The 18232-nt window shown below is 63.6% G+C and carries 20 protein-coding genes; 13 read left to right on the top strand and 7 right to left on the bottom strand.

The features are described 5' to 3' along the window. The first annotated feature begins 121 nt into the window (after positions 1-121). The 4 genes from CCOS864_RS27275 to CCOS864_RS27260 are packed head-to-tail and all read left to right on the top strand — an operon-like array spanning position 122 to position 3809. Positions 122-1021 carry a TauD/TfdA dioxygenase family protein gene (locus CCOS864_RS27275; protein WP_115089492.1) on the top strand — a complete coding sequence of 300 codons (900 nt, stop codon included), beginning with the start codon at positions 122-124 and terminating at the stop codon, positions 1019-1021. 18 nt (positions 1022-1039) lie between these two features. Continuing rightward, a complete protein-coding gene (locus CCOS864_RS27270) occupies positions 1040-2059 on the top strand; it encodes an ABC transporter substrate-binding protein (RefSeq protein ID WP_093377476.1) in 1020 nt (339 codons plus the stop codon). Between the two features lie 5 nt (positions 2060-2064). After that, positions 2065-2928, top strand: a complete 864-nt coding sequence (locus CCOS864_RS27265) for an ABC transporter ATP-binding protein (protein WP_115089491.1) — start codon at positions 2065-2067, stop codon at positions 2926-2928. A 14-nt stretch (positions 2929-2942) separates the two neighbouring features. Next, the gene (locus tag CCOS864_RS27260) at positions 2943-3809 is read left to right on the top strand and encodes an ABC transporter permease (RefSeq protein ID WP_115089490.1); all 867 of its coding nucleotides are present in this window, start codon (positions 2943-2945) and stop codon (positions 3807-3809) included. 5 nt (positions 3810-3814) lie between these two features. Here the strand turns inward: CCOS864_RS27260 and CCOS864_RS27255 are convergent, their stop codons facing one another. Next, positions 3815-4825 (bottom strand): helix-turn-helix transcriptional regulator, encoded by a 1011-nt coding sequence (locus CCOS864_RS27255; protein WP_115089489.1) that lies wholly within the window; start codon positions 4823-4825, stop codon positions 3815-3817. A gap of 206 nt (positions 4826-5031) precedes the next feature. Here CCOS864_RS27255 and CCOS864_RS27250 point away from each other — a divergent pair, with 206 nt between their 5' ends. From CCOS864_RS27250 to CCOS864_RS27225, 6 genes are all read left to right on the top strand, one after another. Further along, positions 5032-5850: a tetratricopeptide repeat protein gene (locus CCOS864_RS27250; protein WP_115089488.1), complete on the top strand. Its 819-nt coding sequence runs from the start codon at positions 5032-5034 to the stop codon at positions 5848-5850. 94 nt (positions 5851-5944) lie between these two features. After that, entirely contained in the window at positions 5945-6397 is a 453-nt protein-coding gene (locus tag CCOS864_RS27245) for a MarR family winged helix-turn-helix transcriptional regulator (protein ID WP_115089487.1), read from the top strand. Next, positions 6394-8484, top strand: a complete 2091-nt coding sequence (locus CCOS864_RS27240; protein ID WP_115089486.1) for an FUSC family protein — start codon at positions 6394-6396, stop codon at positions 8482-8484. The genes CCOS864_RS27245 and CCOS864_RS27240 overlap by 4 nt, the downstream gene beginning before the upstream one ends. Beyond that, positions 8481-8693, top strand: a complete 213-nt coding sequence (locus tag CCOS864_RS27235; protein WP_038997753.1) for a DUF1656 domain-containing protein — start codon at positions 8481-8483, stop codon at positions 8691-8693. The genes CCOS864_RS27240 and CCOS864_RS27235 overlap by 4 nt, the downstream gene beginning before the upstream one ends. Next, positions 8690-9565 (top strand): efflux RND transporter periplasmic adaptor subunit, encoded by an 876-nt coding sequence (locus tag CCOS864_RS27230; protein WP_115089485.1) that lies wholly within the window; start codon positions 8690-8692, stop codon positions 9563-9565. Before CCOS864_RS27235 ends, CCOS864_RS27230 begins: the two co-directional genes overlap by 4 nt. Continuing rightward, positions 9562-10962 (top strand): efflux transporter outer membrane subunit, encoded by a 1401-nt coding sequence (locus CCOS864_RS27225; protein WP_115089484.1) that lies wholly within the window; start codon positions 9562-9564, stop codon positions 10960-10962. The genes CCOS864_RS27230 and CCOS864_RS27225 overlap by 4 nt, the downstream gene beginning before the upstream one ends. Before the next feature lie 83 nt (positions 10963-11045). Here CCOS864_RS27225 and CCOS864_RS27220 read toward each other — a convergent pair whose 3' ends face one another. Beyond that, positions 11046-11792, bottom strand: a complete 747-nt coding sequence (locus CCOS864_RS27220) for a slipin family protein (protein ID WP_038997749.1) — start codon at positions 11790-11792, stop codon at positions 11046-11048. A gap of 1 nt (position 11793) precedes the next feature. Next, positions 11794-13179, bottom strand: coding sequence for an NfeD family protein (locus tag CCOS864_RS27215; protein WP_115089483.1), 1386 nt, complete (start codon positions 13177-13179; stop codon positions 11794-11796). A gap of 102 nt (positions 13180-13281) precedes the next feature. Here CCOS864_RS27215 and CCOS864_RS27210 point away from each other — a divergent pair, with 102 nt between their 5' ends. The 3 genes from CCOS864_RS27210 to CCOS864_RS27200 all read left to right on the top strand — a co-directional run bounded on the left by CCOS864_RS27210 (position 13282) and on the right by CCOS864_RS27200 (position 14753). Further along, positions 13282-13740, top strand: a complete 459-nt coding sequence (locus CCOS864_RS27210) for an aminoacyl-tRNA deacylase (RefSeq protein WP_115089482.1) — start codon at positions 13282-13284, stop codon at positions 13738-13740. Positions 13741-13800: 60 nt separating this feature from the next. Next, on the top strand, positions 13801-14043 hold the full coding sequence (locus CCOS864_RS27205; RefSeq protein ID WP_010222083.1) for a DUF2789 domain-containing protein: 243 nt from the start codon (positions 13801-13803) through the stop codon (positions 14041-14043). Between the two features lie 71 nt (positions 14044-14114). Next, positions 14115-14753 carry a hypothetical protein gene (locus CCOS864_RS27200; RefSeq protein ID WP_038997745.1) on the top strand — a complete coding sequence of 213 codons (639 nt, stop codon included), beginning with the start codon at positions 14115-14117 and terminating at the stop codon, positions 14751-14753. A gap of 12 nt (positions 14754-14765) precedes the next feature. On the opposite strand, the gene CCOS864_RS27195 is transcribed toward CCOS864_RS27200, so the two are convergent. The 4 genes from CCOS864_RS27195 to CCOS864_RS27180 all read right to left on the bottom strand — a co-directional run bounded on the left by CCOS864_RS27195 (position 14766) and on the right by CCOS864_RS27180 (position 18199). After that, positions 14766-15206: a CBS domain-containing protein gene (locus tag CCOS864_RS27195; RefSeq protein WP_115089481.1), complete on the bottom strand. Its 441-nt coding sequence runs from the start codon at positions 15204-15206 to the stop codon at positions 14766-14768. Positions 15207-15380: 174 nt separating this feature from the next. Then, positions 15381-15839 (bottom strand): DUF805 domain-containing protein, encoded by a 459-nt coding sequence (locus CCOS864_RS27190; RefSeq protein ID WP_415842486.1) that lies wholly within the window; start codon positions 15837-15839, stop codon positions 15381-15383. A 15-nt stretch (positions 15840-15854) separates the two neighbouring features. Next, on the bottom strand, positions 15855-16208 hold the full coding sequence (locus tag CCOS864_RS27185) for a zinc ribbon domain-containing protein (protein ID WP_115089480.1): 354 nt from the start codon (positions 16206-16208) through the stop codon (positions 15855-15857). A 134-nt stretch (positions 16209-16342) separates the two neighbouring features. Further along, positions 16343-18199, bottom strand: a complete 1857-nt coding sequence (locus tag CCOS864_RS27180; protein ID WP_115089479.1) for a DUF3857 domain-containing transglutaminase family protein — start codon at positions 18197-18199, stop codon at positions 16343-16345. Between the last annotated feature and the right edge of the window lie 33 nt (positions 18200-18232).

Raw genomic sequence — 18232 nt, 5'->3', positions numbered from 1 at the left:
TAGTCACTCCCCTGCGTACCTGTCGACCAATCGGCGCGCCGCACGACCGAACCAACACGGAACACCGTGAGTTTCTGATCGATGCGCGCACCTTTGGGCGCGCTCTGCGTGGGAGTGAATCATGTCAGCGGCCTCTAACGCCTTGTCGTCCATCGACAGCGCACAGCAGCAAGCCTTCGAAATCCTGCCGTTCAGTGGTGCCGTCGGCGCCGAGATCATCGGCCTGGACCTGACCCGACCGGTCAGCAGCGAAGACTTCACCCGGATCCACCGGGCCCATCTCGATCACCACGTGCTGGTGTTTCGCGACCAGCGCATTACCCCCGAACAACAAATCGCCTTCAGCCGCCGCTTCGGCGTGCTGCAGATCCACGTGCTCAAGCAGTTCTTGCTCAGCGGCCACCCGGAAATCCTGATCGTCTCCAACATCGTCGAAAACGGGCAGAACATCGGCCTGGGCGATGCCGGCAAGTTCTGGCACTCGGACCTGTCGTACAAGGAACTGCCAAGCCTGGGTTCGATGTTGCACGCCCAGGAGCTGCCCAGCGAAGGCGGCGACACCTTGTTCGCCGACATGCACAAGGCCTGGGACGGCCTGCCCGAGGCCCTGCGCAAAGCCGTCGAAGGCCGCAGCGCCGCGCATTCCTACACTGCCCGCTACAGCGAAACCAAATTCGAAGGCAACTGGCGCCCGGCCCTGACCGCCGAGCAGTTGGCCCAGGTCCAGGAAGTGATCCATCCGGTGGTACGCACCCACCCGGAAAACGGCCGCAAGGCGCTGTTCGTCAGCGAAGGCTTCACCACCCGCATCGTCGGCCTGCCTGAAGACGAAAGCCGGCAGCTCCTCGCCGAGCTCTACGCCCACAGCGTGCTTGAGCAGAACATCTACCGCCACCAATGGCAGCCCCATGACCTGGTGTTCTGGGACAACCGCTCGTTGATCCACCTGGCCAGCGGCTGCCCCGCGCACCTGCGCCGCAAGCTGTACCGCACCACCATCCAGGGCGATGCCCCGTTCTGATTACTCGAGGAGTACAGCATGCGCAAATCAATCAGCCGCCTGGCGGCCAGTATCGGCCTGGGTGCCAGCCTGCTCGCCGGCAGTCTGGTAGCACCGGCCACGGCCCAGGCCGAAGGGGAAATCCGCATTGCCGAACAGTTCGGCATTGTTTACCTGCTGCTCAACGTGGTGCGCGATCAGAACCTGATCGAGAAGCACGGCAAGGCGCAGGGCATCGACATCAAGGTCGACTGGACGCAGCTGTCTGGCGGCGCCGCGATCAACGACGCCTTGCTCTCTGGCTCGGTGGACATCGCCGGTGCCGGAGTCGGCCCGCTGCTGACCATCTGGGACCGCACCCAGGGCCGACAGAACGTCAAGGCCGTGGCCTCGCTGGGCAACTTCCCCTACTACCTGGTCAGCAGCAACCCCAAGGTGAAGACCATCGCTGACTTCAGCGAGAAAGACCGCATTGCCCTGCCGGCGGTGGGTGTCTCGGTGCAGTCGCGCTTCCTGCAGTACGCCGCCGCCAAGCAATGGGGCGACAAGGAGTACAACCGCCTCGACAAATACACCCTGGCCGTCCCCCATCCCGATGCCACGGCGGCCCTGCTGGCTGGCGGCACCGAGCTGAACGCGCACTTCTCCAACCCGCCGTTCCAGGACCAGGTGCTGGCCAACAAGGACGTGCACGTGGTGCTCAACACCTACGACCTGCTCGGGCCGAACTCGCCGACCGTGCTGTTCGCCACCGAAAAATTCCGCAACGACAACCCCAAGACCTATAAGGCCTTCGTCGATGCCCTGGCCGAAGCCGCCGAGTTTGCCCAGAACGACAAGGCCGCCGCAGCCGACACCTACATCCGCGTGACCAAGGCCAAGATCGATCGCGAGGCGTTGCTGAAGATCATCGACAACCCGCAGTACGAATTCAGCGTGACGCCGAAGAACACCTATCCGCTGGCCGAGTTCCTCTACCGCGTGGGCGCGATCAAGCACAAACCCGAATCCTGGAAAGACTATTTCTTCCAGGACGAGAAACCGTTGCAAGGGAGCTGAGCCGGATGAACACCCCATTGCAAGGCCACACGGTCAGCAAATTGAGCAGCGTCGCCACGCCGCCGCTGCTGCAGGTGGATAACGTAAGCCTGGAGTACCGCACTGCGCAGCGCGTGGTGCGGGCCACCCACCAGGTCAGTTTCGAAGTGGACAAGGCCGACCGCTTTGTCCTGCTCGGGCCCTCGGGCTGCGGCAAGTCGACCCTGCTCAAGGCGGTGGCCGGTTTCATCGAGCCCAGGGAAGGGCAGATCCGCCTGCAGGGCCAGGCCGTGCATGGCCCGGGCCCGGATCGCATCGTGGTGTTCCAGGAGTTCGACCAGCTGCCGCCATGGAAAACCGTCAAGCACAACGTGATGTTCCCGCTGCTGGCCTCGGGCACGCTCAAGCGCAGGGAGGCTGAAGAACGCGCCTTGCACTACCTGGAAAAAGTCGGCCTGGCCGGCTTTGCCGATGCCTATCCGCATACCCTGTCGGGCGGCATGAAAGCCCGCGTGGCGATTGCCCGGGCGCTGGCCATGCAGCCGAAGATCCTGCTGATGGACGAACCCTTCGCCGCCCTCGACGCCCTGACCCGGCGCAAGATGCAGGAAGAGTTGCTGCTGCTCTGGGAAGAGGTGCGTTTCACTCTGTTGTTCGTCACCCATTCGATCGAAGAAGCGCTGGTGGTGGGCAACCGCATCCTCTTGCTGTCGCCCCATCCGGGCCGGGTGCGCGCCGAAATCCACAGCCACCAGTACGACCTGCAGAGCCTTGGCGCCAGCGACTTCCAGGCGTCGGCGCGGCGCATCCACCGTTTGCTGTTCGACGACGATGCCCAGGCCGAGCACGACCCGGCATTGGGTTTCGCCGACATTCGCATTGCCTACTGACCGGGAGTTTTGCCATGACCACAACTGTTACACCGCGTCAGGAATACGAAATTGTCCTCGAGCCGCTGCTCAGTATCCCCGTTGAACGCGAACTGCCGCTGGGCCAGCGCCTCTGGCAACAGGGCTGGCTGCGCAAGGGCCTGATCCTGATCCTCCTGGCCCTGGCCTGGGAAGCCATCGCCCGCTACCAGGACAATGACCTGCTGCTGCCCAGCTTCGTGCAAACCGCAGCAGCCCTGTATGACGGCCTGCTCAGCGGCGAGTTGCCGGCCAAGGTCGGCGTGTCGCTGGTGGTACTGCTCAAGGGTTATCTGCTGGGGATCGTCCTGGCCTTCGGCCTGACCAGCCTGGCGGTGTCGACCCAGTTCGGCCGCGACCTGCTCAGCACCCTGACCTCGATGTTCAACCCGCTACCGGCGATCGCTTTGCTACCGCTGGCGCTGCTCTGGTTCGGCCTGGGCGACAACAGCCTGATCTTCGTGCTGGTGCATTCGGTGCTCTGGGCCCTGGCGCTGAATACCTACGCGGGTTTTCTCGGGGTCTCCGAGACCCTGCGCATGGCCGGGCGCAACTATGGCCTGCGCGGCTTGCGCCTGGTGGTGCATATCCTGATTCCGGCGGCGCTGCCGTCGGTCCTCTCGGGCCTGAAGATCGGCTGGGCCTTTGCCTGGCGCACGCTGATCGCCGCCGAGCTGGTGTTCGGCGCCACCAGCGGCAAGGGCGGGCTGGGCTGGTACATCTTCCAGAACCGCAACGAGCTGTACACCGACAAGGTTTTCGCTGGGCTTGCGGTCGTGATCCTGATCGGCCTGCTGGTCGAAAGCCTGGTGTTCAACACCCTGGAGCGTGTCACCGTGCGCCGCTGGGGCATGCAGCGCTGAAAGGCTCAGGCCGATTGATATTGCGCCGCGGCATTGTTGAGGGTTTCGGCAATCTGTCGGCGCAGGCTCAGGGGCTGTTCGACGATCAGCCCGTCACCCTGGCTCAGTAGCCACCAGCGCAGCTGCCAGCTGTTGCTGACGGTGGCCTGCAGGCGGTGGCCAGCTTCCAGCGGAGTCAGGTGCATGTCGGCCGACAGTGGCGTCTCGCGCACCAGGCGGGCCAGGTTGTCGCTGATCCAGGCCTGCAGTTCGATCTTGTCGGTATCGCCGAACTGCAGGGCATCGCTGCGCAGGTACGCCTGCAGATCGAAGGCGCGCAGGCCCTCGGTGGGGCTGTCGAGGATGCGCAGCTTGCGAAAGCGATGCACGGCGAACTGGCGAATGTCGGTATAGGGCACGGCAGTGGCAATCAGGTAACTGACCTGGCCGCGCTGGATCAACGCCAGCGGGTTGAGGGTCAGCTCGCTGAGCTTGTCGTTATGTGCCGAGTAGTACTGGCAGTGCAGCTGGTATTCCTCGAGCAGCGCGTGTTGCACGGTCTCGAGGATGCTGTCGGGCACTTCCGGGGCCTGCATGTTCATGTCCGGGCGCACGCTGGCGACCTTGTCCAGCCAGCGCGCCACCTTGTTCGCCCCCGACAGGTGTTCGAGCTTCTGCCGGGCATGGCTGAAGCGCGGGTCCAGCACCTTGAGCATGCTCCCCGGCAACAGCGGGCGTACCGCTTCTTCCACCAGCGCCAGGCTCAGGGCCTCGCTGACACTGATACCGCGCAATTCGATGCAGGCGTTGGCCGCCCAGTGCCAGCCGTACGGGATGCTCTTGTCGTTACGCTCCAGCGGGAAGATCAGTGACAGCTCGTTGAGGTCGCGCTCGATGCTGCGCTTGCTGATGGAAAAACCTGCGTCCTGCAGGCGACCGACCAACTCGGCACTGGTAATCCCCGGTGAGCGGCTGGGCAACTGGCGCAGCAACTCCCATTGGCGGCTGAGGGTGGCACGTGTCGTGGCAGAGGGCAAAAGGTGGCGTCCTTGTCTAGGCTTGCGGTTGTAGCATGGCGCCAGCGCAGTGATATGGCAATTAGCCATTTATGTATCCAGATCAAGGATGAAGCAGTTGAGTGCCCTAACTGAATCGTTCGCGACAGGTTTTGTCGTGACCGTGCGCAGAATCACGCCTCATCACTCCCGCTGTTGGATCTGTGGGTAGTTCAATGAGGACGAACATGTCAGCTGCCAGCAACATTTACCCACTGCTTGAGCGCCTGTTGCCCGAGCGGATCATCCCTGCGCCCGGCCGGCCCGGCCGCCTGCAGCGGTTGTACGCCGGGGTCGGCATGCCCAGCCAGCGGGCAGCGCTGGGCGAAAGTTTCAGTCTGATCAGCCGCCTGGATGAGGCCAGCGACCTGCAGGCGGAGTACGAAGACCTGCGCGCCCAGGCCCTGGAAGGCAACGTGGGTGCGCTCAACGATCTGGGCTGGATCTGGCTCAATGGCAAGTACTGGCGCGCCGACCCGACCCTGGCCGGGCACCTGCTGCGCATGGCGGCCCTGCAGGGCAGTGCCGCGGCCTGGTTCAACCTTGGCCAGCAGCATTACTTCGGCAAAGGCGTCGAGGTGGCCTATGCCAGCGCGGCGGAGTATTACCAGCAGGCATTCGAGCGTGGCCTGGAACACGCCGCCGCAGCGCTGGGCGATCTCTACGAGGAAGAAATCTGCGACAGCGATACCCAGGAATGGCAGGTCGATCTGCAGCAGGCCTATCACTGGTTCCTGCGCGGCGCCCAGCGCGGTGAAGCGCGCTGCCGCTTCGAGGTCGGCTACCGGCTGCTGCATGGGCTGTCGGTCAACGTCGATAGCAAAGCTGCTGTGTACTGGCTGGAGCTGGCCGCTGTGGCCGGGGTGATGCAGGCCGCCGAAGAGCTGGCACTGCACTTTAGCGAGACCAACAACGCCCTGCGCTACCTGTTCTGGCGCGAGCAGGCGATCAGCCTGGGCAGCAAGCTGGCGCTGAACATGAAGCTGGACGATCAGTTGCAACCGTGAACACGACGTCTGTCAGCCACTATTGACGGCAGGGGCGGTGATCGAAGAATATTGATAGTTAGCAAACTATGAATATAGCCACGAACCTCCCCTCATGACCCTCGACGCACTGCAACTCAACATCAGCAGCGGTATGGTGGTGGCCGGCCGGCACTGGCGGCGCATCTGCCAGGCGACCCTGGCCGGCTACGGCATTTCCGAAGCCTGCGCGGTGCCACTGCTGATGATCGTGCGGCTGGGCGATGGCGTGCATCAGGTCGCCGTAGCGCAAGCGGCAGGGCTCGAAAGCCCGTCACTGGTGCGCCTGCTCGACCAGCTGTGCAATGCCGGCTTCGTCTGCCGCACTGAAGATCCGGTCGACCGTCGAGCCAAGGCCCTGAGCCTGACCGCCAGCGGCCGGGTGCTGGCTGAAGCCATCGAAGGCGAACTGGTGCGCCTGCGCCGCGAAGTGCTCCAGGGCATCGACGAAGCTGACTTGCTGGCCACCCTGCGCGTACTGCGCGCCTTCGAAGAGGCCGCCCAGCGCACCCCGGGCGTGCCGGCGTGAGCGGATTTTTCAGCTCAATGCCGCCCGCGCGCGACTGGTTCTACGGTGTGCGCACCTTCGCCGCATCGATGATTGCCCTGTACATTGCCCTGCTCATGCAGCTGCCACGGCCTTACTGGGCCATGGCCACGGTTTATATCGTCTCCAGCCCGTTCGTCGGGCCGACCAGTTCCAAGGCTCTGTATCGCGCCATGGGCACCTTGCTCGGCGCTGCCGGGGCGGTGTTTTTGGTGCCGCTGCTGGTGCAGACGCCGGTGCTGCTGACGGTCGCCGTGGCCTTGTGGACCGGCACCTTGCTGTTCCTCTCGCTGCACCTGCGCACCGCCAACAGCTATGCGTTGATGCTTGCTGGCTACACCTTGCCGATGATTGCCCTGCCGGTGGTCGACGACCCGCTGGCGGTGTTCGATATCGCCTCTTCGCGGGCCCAGGAAATCTGCCTGGGCATTGTCTGTGCGGCGGTGGTCGGGGCGATCTTCTGGCCGCGGCGCCTGACCCCGGTGCTGGTTGGCGCCACCGGCAACTGGTTCAGCGAGGCGATCCGTTACAGCGATACCTTTCTGGCCCGCGAAGCCAGCGCCGATAAGGTCGGCGGCTTGCGCGCCTCGATGGTCACCACCTTCAACTCGCTGGAGCTGATGATTGGCCAGCTGTCCCATGAAGGCGCCCGCCCGCAAACGGTGAAGAACGCCCGCGAGCTGCGCGGGCGGATGATCCACCTGCTGCCGGTGATCGATGCCCTCGACGACGCCTTGCTCGCCCTTGAAGGCCGCGCCCCGGCCCAGACCGAACAATTGCAGCCGTTGCTGACTGCGGCCCGTGCCTGGCTGCAAGGCACCGCGCAGGCCCCCTCGGCGGCGCGCTGGTCAGCGTTGCGTGCACAAATCGAACACCTGCAACCGAGTGCCGCGGCCCTTGATGAACGCGCCTCTCTGCTGCTGTCCAACGCACTCTATCGCCTGGCCGAGTGGGTCGACCTGTGGCAGGACTGCTGCAGCCTGCAGCACGCCATCCGCAACGAAGACCTGTCGCCCTGGCGCGCGGTCTATCGGCACTGGCGCCTGGGCCGGCTGACGCCGTTTTTTGATCGTGGGCTGATGCTGTACTCGGTGTTCTCCACCGTCAGCGCAATCATCGTCGCCACCACGCTGTGGATCTTGCTTGGCTGGGGCGACGGTGGCAGCGCGGTGATTCTCGCTGCCGTGGCCTGCAGCTTCTTTGCCGCCATGGACGACCCGGCGCCGCAGATCTACCGGTTTTTCTTCTGGACTTCGCTGTCGGTGCTGTTCGCCAGCCTTTACCTGTTCCTGGTGCTGCCCAACCTGCACGACTTCCCGATGCTGGTGCTGGCCTTCGCCGTGCCGTGCATCTGCGTCGGCACCCTGACCGTGCAGCCGCGCTTCTACCTGGGCACCTTGCTGACCATCGTCAACACCGCCTCCTTCATCAGCATCCAGGGCGCCTACGACGCCAACTTCCTGACCTTTATCAACGCCAACCTGGCCGGGCCGGTGGGCTTGCTGTTCGCCTTCGTCTGGACCCTGGTGGTGCGCCCGTTCGGCGTCGAGCTGGCGGCCAAGCGCCTGACCCGCTTCAGCTGGCACGACATCGTCGGCATGACCCAGCCGGCCACGCTGGCCGAGCACCGCCACCTGGGTGTGCAGATGCTCGACCGGCTGATGCAGCAACTGCCGCGCCTGACCCAGACCGGCCAGGACACCGGCACTGCCCTGCGTGACCTGCGCGTGGGCCTGAACCTGCTCGACCTGCTGGCCTACATGCCCCGGGTCGGCGCGCATCCGCGCCAGTTGCTGGAGCGGGTGGTGGAAGAGGTGGGTGAACACTTCCAGGCCTGCCTGGATGCCCGCCGTCGCCTGCATGCTCCCGAGGTGCTGTTGCAGAGCATGGAGCGCGCCCGCCGTGCGCTGAACCTCAACGACCTGGCTGATTGCGCCGAAGCCCGCGTGCACCTGCTGCACGCCCTGAGCGGCTTGCGCCTGGCACTGTTGCCGGGGGTCGAGGTGGTGCTGGAGCCGTCCGGCGATCAGTCACAACTGCCCTACGGCATCGATGGAGCGCCGCTGTGATCGGAGATCTGGATATCAGCGGGGTGTTCCTGCCCACGCTGCTGGTGATGATGGTCCTCACCTATTTGCTGTTTCTCGGTGTGCACGCGCTGCTCAACCGCGTGCACTTCTACCGCCTGGTCTGGCACCGGGCGCTGTTCAACGTTGCGCTTTACGCCGTGCTGCTCGGCACGGTCGATCACTTTTGCCGAAACCTGATGCTGCCATGAAAAAACCCTTGTTGACCCTGGGCCGCGTGGTCCTGACCCTGCTGGTAGTGACGCTGGCGACCGTACTGGTCTGGCAGATGGTCATGTACTACATGTTCGCGCCCTGGACCCGGGACGGGCACATTCGCGCCGATGTGATCCAGATTGCCCCGGATGTCTCCGGCTTGATTCAGCAGGTCGAAGTGCGTGACAACCAGGTGGTCAAACGCGGCGACGTGCTGTTCACCATCGACCAGGACCGCTTCCACCTGGCCCTGCGCCAGGCCCAGGCGACCCTGGCCGAGCGCAAGGAAACCCTGGCCCAGGCCCAGCGTGAAGCCCGGCGTAACCGTGGCCTGGGCAACCTGGTGGCGCAGGAGCAACTGGAAGAGAGCCAGTCGCGCCAGGCCCGTGCCGAGTCGGCGCTGGCCGAAGCCCAGGTGGCGGTGGATGCCGCGCAACTGAACCTCGACCGCTCGGTGGTGCGCAGCCCGGTCGATGGCTACCTCAACGACCGCGCGCCGCGTGCCCATGAGTTCGTCAGCGCCGGGCGGCCAGTGCTGTCGGTGGTCGACAGCGACTCCTACCATGTCGATGGCTACTTCGAAGAAACCAAGCTGGCCGGCATTCACATCGGCCAGGCTGTGGATATCCGTGTGCTCGGCGACAACACACGCCTGAGTGGGCGAGTGCAGAGCATCGCCGCCGGTATCGAGGACCGCGACCGCAGCAGCGGCGCCAACCTGCTGCCCAACGTCAACCCGGCGTTCAGCTGGGTGCGGCTGGCCCAGCGAATTCCGGTGCGCATCGCCTTCGATGAAGTACCCGCGGACTTTCGCATGATCGCCGGGCGTACCGCGACGGTGTCGATCGTTGAGGGCAACGGGCAATGAAACGGCTGTCGCTGCTCGGCCTGAGCCTGCTGCTGTCGGCCTGCCAGATGGTTGGGCCGGATTACCAAGTGCCCAAGGACGCCGCTATCCAGCGCGCCGACCTGCAGGGCGAGCTGCGCCAGGACGCCGACAGCGTGGTCTCGGCACCGGTGCCCAAAGACTGGTGGCACCTGTATCAGGACGAACGTCTCAATCGACTGGTGCGCCAGGCCCTGGCGGCCAACAGCGAATTGCGCGTGGCGGCGGCGAACATCGCCAAGGCCCGTGCCCAGGTCGAAGAAGCCGAGGCCCAGGGCGGCCTCAATGGTGGCGTGAAGCTGGGCGCCCAGCGTTTGCAAGAGTCTGGCGAGGCGTTCCTGCTGCCAGAGAAGGTGCCGGTGGCCAACATTGGTGAGGCGATTATCAGCGCTTCCTACCAGTTTGACCTGTGGGGCACCCTCAAGCGTGGCGTCGAGGCCGCCCAGGCCAATGCCGATGCGACCCAGGCCGCCGCCGATACTGCGCGCATTACCCTGGTGGCGGACGTGGTGCGCGCCTATACCCAGGTGTGTGCGGCCAACGAGGAATACCACATCGCCCATGAGTCCCTGGACCTGCAGGAACAAAGCGTGACCCTGACCCAGCGCCTGCGTGACGCTGGCCGAGGTGACGAAACCCAGGTGACCCGTTCGCAGACCCAGTTCAAATCGTTGCGCGCCGAACTGCCGCGTTATCAAGCTGCACGTGAAGCGGGCCTGTATACCTTGTCGATGCTGCTGGCCAAGCCGGTCAATCAATTGCCGGCGGGTACTGGCGATTGCGCCGAGCTGCCGCATATCGCCCAGGTACTGCCGGTGGGTGATGGCGCGGCGCTGCTCAAGCGCCGCCCGGATATCCGCCAGGCCGAACGCAGCCTGGCGGCGGCCACGGCGACCATTGGCGTGGCCACCGGGCAGTTGTATCCGGACATCAGCATCGGTGCTCAGGTGGGCACCATCGGTATCCTCGAGAACCTGGGCAAACCTGCGACCAATCGCTGGGGCTTCGGCCCACTGCTGACCTGGAATGTACCGACCAATGGCTCGCGGGCGCGTATTCGTGAAGCAGAGGCTTCGACCCAGGCAGCGTTGGCGCATTTTGACGGCGTGGTGCTCAACGCCATTCGTGAAACCCAGACCAGCCTTGCGCAGTACAGCGCATTGCTGGAGCGGCGTGATGCCTTGGCTGATGCCGAGCGCTCTGCGCAATTGGCGGCGGATCAGACCCATCGCTTTTACCAGGCCGGGCGCGAGTCGTTCCTCGCTGACCTGCAGGCGACCCGTACCTATACCGACATGCGTGCGCAACTGGCGGCGGCCAATACCCAGGTGGCGATGGGGCAGATTGGCTTGTTCCTGGCGTTGGGTGGCGGTTGGTGAGAGCGGCAAGGCTGCGCCTTGCATCGCCGGCAAGGCCAGCTCCCACAGGTGCTGTGTAAACAGAGCCCTTGTGGGAGCCAGCCTTACTTATCCACAAGCCCCTTGAGCATCTCGATCGGCAACGGAAACACGATGGTCGACGACTTGTCGCCGGCAATGCTGCCCAAGGTCTGCATGTACCGCAGTTGCATCGCCCCCGATTGGCGGCCGAGCATTTCCGCTGCCTGCATCAGTTTCTCCGACGCCTGCAGCTCACCTTCGGCATGGATTACCTTGGCCCGCCGCTCCCGTTCAGCCTCGGCCTGACGGGCAATGGCGCGGATCATCGACTCATTGAGGTCGACATGCTTGATCTCGACGTTGGCCACCTTGATGCCCCAGGCATCGGTTTGCGCGTCCAGCACCTGGCGAATATCCAGGTTCAGCCGCTCACGCTCGGCCAGCAGTTCATCCAGTTCATGCTTGCCCAGCACCGCACGTAAAGTGGTCTGCGCCAGTTGGCTGGTGGCCATGAGAAAGTCCTCGACCTGGATGATCGCCTTCTGCGGGTCGAGCACGCGAAAGTACAGCACCGCGTTGACCTTGACCGAGACGTTGTCGCGGGTGATCACATCCTGTGGCGGCACATCCAGCACCACGGTGCGCAGGTCGACCCGGACCATCTGCTGAATCCCCGGAATCAGCAATACCAGCCCCGGCCCCTTGACCCGCCAGAAGCGCCCGAGCTGGAACACCACGCCGCGCTCGTACTCGCGCAGGATGCGAAACGCCGACAGCAACAGCACCGCCAGCAGCGCCAGCAAGGCGCCAAAACCCAGTTCGAAAAACATTTCAGTCTCCTTGCTCCGGCGCTTGTGCCTCGGCGCTGACGTCCAGTAGTACGCCCTTGCGTGTAATCACCCGGACGCGTTGCCCCACCTGCAATGGCGTCTGGCACTGGGCTTGCCACTGTTCGCCCTGCACCTGCACCGAACCGATGAACGGATCACTGTCATTGACCGCCATCACCGTTGCCAGGCTGCCCACCAGCCCGGCATCACCGCTGACCAGCGCGCGCTTGCGCGCCTTCATGGCCATGCCCAGCACGCCGCCGAGCAGCAGCGCCGAGAGCAGGGCGAGGGTCAGGATCAACGCCAGGGGGATGCCGAAGCCGGGCACGTCGGTGTCCATCAGGATCACCGCGCCGACCACGAAGGCGACGATGCCGCCAAAGCCGACCACACCGAAACTGGGCAAGAACGCCTCGGCAATCATGAAGGCGATGCCGAGCATGATCAGCGCCGCCCCGGCGTAGCTCACCGGCAGCAGCTGCAGGGCATACAGGGCGACCAGCAGGCAGATGCCGCCGATCACCCCGCCAACCCCGGAGCCTGGGCTCATGAACTCGAACATCAGCCCGTAGATGCCGATCATGATCAGGATCAGCGCCACGCTGGGGTTGGTGATCACCGCCAGCAGGCGCGTGCGCCAGTCCGGCTCGCGTTCGATGATGGCCGCGTTGGCGGTGTGCAACTGTACCGGCTGGCCGGCGGCTTCGAGGCTGGTGCCGTCGAGCTGGCGGAGCAGATCGGGCAGGTCGTTGGCGATGCGATCGATGACCTTCAGGCGCAAGGCGTCATTGGCCGGCAGGCTGACCGATTCGCGTACCGCCTGTTCCGCCCAATCGGCGTTGCGTCCACGCAGTTGCGCCAGGCCGCGAATGTAGGCAGCGGCGTCGTTGATCTGCTTGCGGGTCAGGGTGTCCTGTTCACTGTTCGGTGCCTGTTTATCGCCGGTGGGCGCAGCGGGCGGAGCGGCCGGGTCCTTGGGCGTGCCCGGCAGGCCGCCGATCTGCACCGGCGTGGCCGCGCCGAGGTTGGTGCCCGGGGCCATCACGGCGATATGGCTGGCGTAGAGGATATAGGTACCGGCGCTGGCCGCCCGGGCGCCACCGGGGGCGACGAAAGTGGCTACCGGCACGGGGCTGGCGAGAATCGCCTTGATGATTGCGCGCATCGAGCTGTCGAGCCCGCCGGGGGTATCGAGGCGGATCACCACCAATTGCGCCTGCTGCGCCTTGGCCTGCTCCAGGCCGCGCACCAGATAGTCGGCACTGGCCGGGCCGATAGCGTTATCGATACTCAAAACCAGCACCGGATTACCGGGCGCTGCCACGCCGCTCGTCAGCGCGCCGAGCATCAATAAAAGCAGCAGGTGCCGACACCAGCGAGCGATCACCTGAATTCACCCGGGCTGTGCGTGTCCAATAAGTTTAGTCGGCTGCTTGAGGCAGCACGGCCTAAACTTCAGAAGTGGGGGGGCTATATCCGGAGGTGCATCATGCGAATGGCAAAAACCCTGCAGCAATGCCTGGACAAGGCCGGCTGCGATTACGACATTGTTCCTCACCCGCACTCATCCACCAGCCTTGAGTCGGCGCGTACCGCGGGTGTACCGGCCGAGCGGGTGGCCAAGTCGGTCATGCTCGACGACCGCCACGGCAACTACCTGATGGCCGTGCTACCGGCCAACCGTCACCTGGACATGAGCAAGGTGCGCGCTACCGGCGCATGGCAAATGACCCATGAAAGCGGCCTGCCACACCTGTTCGGCGACTGCGAACGCGGCGCCATTCCGGCGCTGGGTGACGCGTACTCGATCAAGATGGTGCTCGATCCGACCCTGACCCGTCAGGGCGATATCTATGTCGAGGCTGGTGATCACGATCACCTGATCCACATGAACATGACGCAGTACCTGAAACTGGTGCCAAACGCCGAAGTGCGCGAGGTTTGCTGATGATCAACCCACTGCCAGGCTGGCGTCGTGGATGCCCGGCCTGGCTCTAAGGAGTGCCCCATGGAAGCACCAAACCACAAGTTTTCCGAATTGTTCAAGCAACTGGGATTACCTGACGATCCGAAGGGGATTGATCAATTCATAACCAGCCATTCGCCGCTAAAAAGCGATATCAAGCTGGTCGATGCGCCGTTCTGGACCTCAAGCCAGCGAGCGTTTCTGAAAGACAGTATCGACGAAGATGCCGACTGGGCGGTGATGTTCGACCAGCTCAACGAGGCGCTGCGGCGTCCGAGAAAATAAACGCTGAGCGGCACATCTACCGGCGAACGGCGTTGCTATGCTCAGGAAAAAACAACAAGGGGATAGCGCTAATGAAAGATCCCTATGCCGCCGGTTTCTGGTGTGCCGTGACCGCCCTGGGCCTGCTGACCGTCGGTTATTTCTATGGAATCAAACAGACCCACCACCTGGGTCAGGCCCTGGTGTTTCTCTACGCCGCCGGAGGCGTGATCGGGGCGCTGGCCCTGACCGCGCTGGCCTGGATTGCCTGGCAGCAATTGCGGGTGAGTAAACGGCAGCTGGCTCAGGGCCGAACACTGGTGGCCATCTGGAACACCAAGGTTGCCTTGCGCCGGGTCGAGACGGTCTTTGACCGCTACTTCTGGGGCAGCTATTGGCAACCCGGGCGCACTTTTCAGGAGGTGATGGGCGAACTTGAAGGCACGCCCCTGGAGCAGAGCCTGGAAGCCCTCAAGCGCCAATGCCGCGAGCTGGACCGCGAAACCCACGACCACCGCCGCCACTGGCTGGACAACGCCCGTGAGCTGTCCACCGTGGCCACCGCCATGGCCCGCGAGCGTTATCAACTGGATTTGTGCGACTCGCAGCAAAGCAGCGGTCGCGGCGCCGCCGTACTCAATCGTGACCTGGAAGTGCTGGTGTACACCTGGTCGGCGCGCCTGCGCAGCTTCGACCACCAGCTCGACGAGCTGGAGGGCGAATACCGCTGACCTGGCGTCGACTCAGTCGCCGCGAATGTACTGTTCCAGCTGCAGGATCATGTTGGCCTGCTCGGCGATGGCCTCCTTGACCAGGTCGCCGATCGACAGCAGGCCGAGCAGCTCGCCGTTCTCGACCACCGGCAGGTGGCGCAGGTGACTGTTGGTCATCATGTTCATGCAGTACTCGACGTTCTGGTGCGGGTCGACGGTGATCACCGGCGCACTCATGATCGCGCTCACCGGTGTGCCCACTGAACTGCGCCCCTTGAGCACCATCTTGCGCGCATAGTCGCGCTCACTGACGATTCCCACCACGCGCCCGTCCTGCACCACTGGCAGGGCACCGACGTTCTTCTCGGCCATCAATTTCAGTGCATCGAGCACCATATGGTCGGGGCCGATGGTGTGAACCGAGTGGTGTTGCTGGGCTTTTGTCTTTAGAAGCTGTGCCACGGTTTTCATAGAGGCCTCTGCGATGCTGGGAGTGGGTGACGGCAGATAGCTACAGAATCGTGTACAGATGGCCGCAGGGCAAGGGAGAAAGCGGCATCGATGTGATTGAAAAACGTCATGGGCGCAAAAACGCAAAAGCGGCCAATGATGGCCGCTTTGCTTGGAGACTCGATCAATCCGTGATCAAGCGATACCTTTCGGGTTCGGGCCGAAACGGTTCGGGCCTGGCTGGCTGTCCTGGCACAGGAAGATCAGGTTGACGATCGGGAGCAGCAGCCACCAGCCGCTACGGTCGGTGTCGTGCATGCGTCGAACGCCGACGGCGATACCCGGGATCAGCAGCGCCAGGCTGTACAGGTTGGAGAGGATCGCACCGGTACCGGCCACGCCTTCGATAAAGCCCAGCACCATGGCTACCAGGATGTTGACCAGGAAGAACATCCAGTATTCCTTGCGGCGCGCACGGCCGGAGAACACGGCGTATTTCTTCAATACTTCAAAGTACCAGATGCCAGTCGGCGCAGGTGCGGCGGCCACAGGTGCTGCAGTGGCTGCAGCGGCTTGCGGTGCACCACAGGCCGGGCAAGTCACGGCGCTGTTGTGGATTTCCTTGGCGCAGCCACGGCAAAAAACCATACTCATTTGTTGTCCCTTACATTAATTAACTGATAGTCCGATATACACAAACAGTGAAATGCCCGACAAAGCCGCGCCGGCAATTGCCATGTTGCTTCCCGGTTTTTTGTTGACGATGCTGAGCGTGCCCAGGACCAGCCCGGTCAGCGCAAACAGGCCTAATCCCAGCAGGGTGTCACGGTCCCAATCGGAGTCGTCGAACAGCGAAAGCCCGCAGAGGATGCCGAGGATCAGCGAGGTGATGCCCATCCAGGGCGAGGGCTGGCTGGCAGGTTGCGAGGTGGCGGGGAGATACTGAGGGGCGCCGCACTGTGGGCAGCTGGGTGCCGTTTCATGGATTTCCTTGGCACAACCGCGGCAAAAAACCATTGCCATGACAATTCCTTTTGATCGTTTCTGCTTACGTGTGTGCAGCAGAAGTCGGCGGGGAGTTTACCAAATATTTCATGGATGGCGTAACAGTGGCAGCGCCCTGCTGAACCCCAAAGGATTTAACAGGGCGCAATACGTCAGCTCTTCTGCACGATCACCTGGCTGTTCAGGTCATTGAGCATGGCGTCCAGGGTTGGCTTCATCTTCTCGAAGTCCTTGACGCTGCACACCGCTTTTGGATTGTGGAAGTCCAGGCGGCGCTTGATCACCAGGCTGTTGCCTTGCTGGGCATACTCGGCACTGTAGTCGAAGTGCTTGTCCTTGAGGGTCACAGGCTTTGGCGCGGCGATGATCTTGACGTCGGCCGGGAACTCGAAGCGCGCCTGCTCTTCAGTGATCCCGGAGATGCAGGTGAAGTCCTGGGTGCGCTGCTTTTCAGCGATAAAGCCGAAGACGTTCTGGGCGATGCCGCCAGCCAGGCTGGTCAGGGTCGGCACGCCGATCGGGCCAGGCAGGTTGACCAGGTTTTCGCTGCGACCGTTGATGTGCATCTCGAAGGCGCCGCTGGTTTCCAGGTCGTCGCTGCTGATCTTGCCGCTACCACGCTGGCCGTAGGCGGCGAGGATGCGCTGGGTCAGCAGGTCGCGCTCGGCCGGTTGCATGTTGCGCATCATCCAGCGGTTCATCTCGGCGGCCCAGCCGTCGATCTTCGAGGCATGAATGAAGTCGGCGGCGCCGCTGCTGGCCACGGTGTAGGTGGTGCTGTTGTGCACCAGGCCGGGCTGGGTGGCCGGCGTGCGGCCGAGCTTGCCGGAGCGGGTCAGCACGGTTGGCTTGTCCAGCACCGGGGCTGGCAGGTAGCCGCTGGCGATGGCTTCGGCGGTGGAGTCCAGGTACAAGTCCAGGCTCGGAATATAGGTGACCACGTGGTTGATCACCCCCAGCGTCGGCACCTTGGGCAGGGCGTAGGCGTTGCCGAGGTTGATCAGCGCCGGGGTGCTTTCAATGTTGACTGCGGCCAGCAGCGCTTCGAGCAGGGCAACGTGGTCCTTGCAGTCGCCGTAGCGATTGCTCAGCACGGTATCGGCAGCATGCGGCACCACGCCGCCGGCACCGATGTACACCGCCACGTAGCGGATGTTGCGGCGTACCCAGTCCCCCAGGGCCAGGGCCTTGTCGCGCGGGTCGTCGATCTTGGCCGTGAGCTTTTCGGCCAGTTCACGGATGGCTGGCGTTACCTCGCTGTTGGCCCGCGCCGCGTAGGCTTTGGCGAACTCGCTGTAGTCGGCGAAGGTGGACACGGCCAGGTACTTGCCGTAGTCCGAGTAGGCTACTGCGCCCAGTTCTGTACGGGCGTTGTCACCCTGCACGTAATCCCACTGGTAGACCTTGCGCCCAGGCTCGGCCTTGGGGCTGGAAGCCTTGAAACCCTTGGCCTCGGCGTTGAGCTTGAGGCTCTTCGGCAGGTCGTAGATCAGGGTGAACTGCTGGGTCGGGTGGAATTGTGGCATCGCCAGGTCTTCGAACTGGCCAGGGAACAGCGGGGTCTTGCGCTGTTTCTTGAAGCTCAGCACCAGGCGATCGCCCACGGCCACTTCCGGGAAGATCACCACCTTGACCAGGCTGTCGTGGAACATCGGCGCCTGGGCCGACTGCGGCTCCTGCTGCTCCTTGATCTGCTCGGGGCTGACCAGCACTTTGCGGCCATCCGGCTTCTGGGTGTAGGCCTGGGTAACTTCAAGGCTTTCCAGGGTGCGGTTGTAATACAGCGACTGCTGAGCCTTGGCCTGGATTGCGCGTTCTTCGTTGATCAGCAGGACTAGGTCCTGGGTGGAGGCGTAGCTGCCGTCTTCGGCGACCACGGTGCGTAGAATGTCCTTTTCGATGGTGACGGAGGGGTCGGTACCGTCGTCCTTGGCCTGTGCCATGTTCAAGGCGAACAGACAGCACAGCATCCCGACCAACCGGGCCGGGGTCAAAGCGAACCGCTTCATAAAGATCCTTCTTGCTGGTGTATTCCAGGGGCC

This window comes from Pseudomonas wadenswilerensis (assembly GCF_900497695.1).
Taxonomy (GTDB): Bacteria; Pseudomonadota; Gammaproteobacteria; order Pseudomonadales; family Pseudomonadaceae; genus Aquipseudomonas; species Aquipseudomonas wadenswilerensis.
This window is presented reverse-complemented; position numbering and strand designations above follow the sequence as displayed.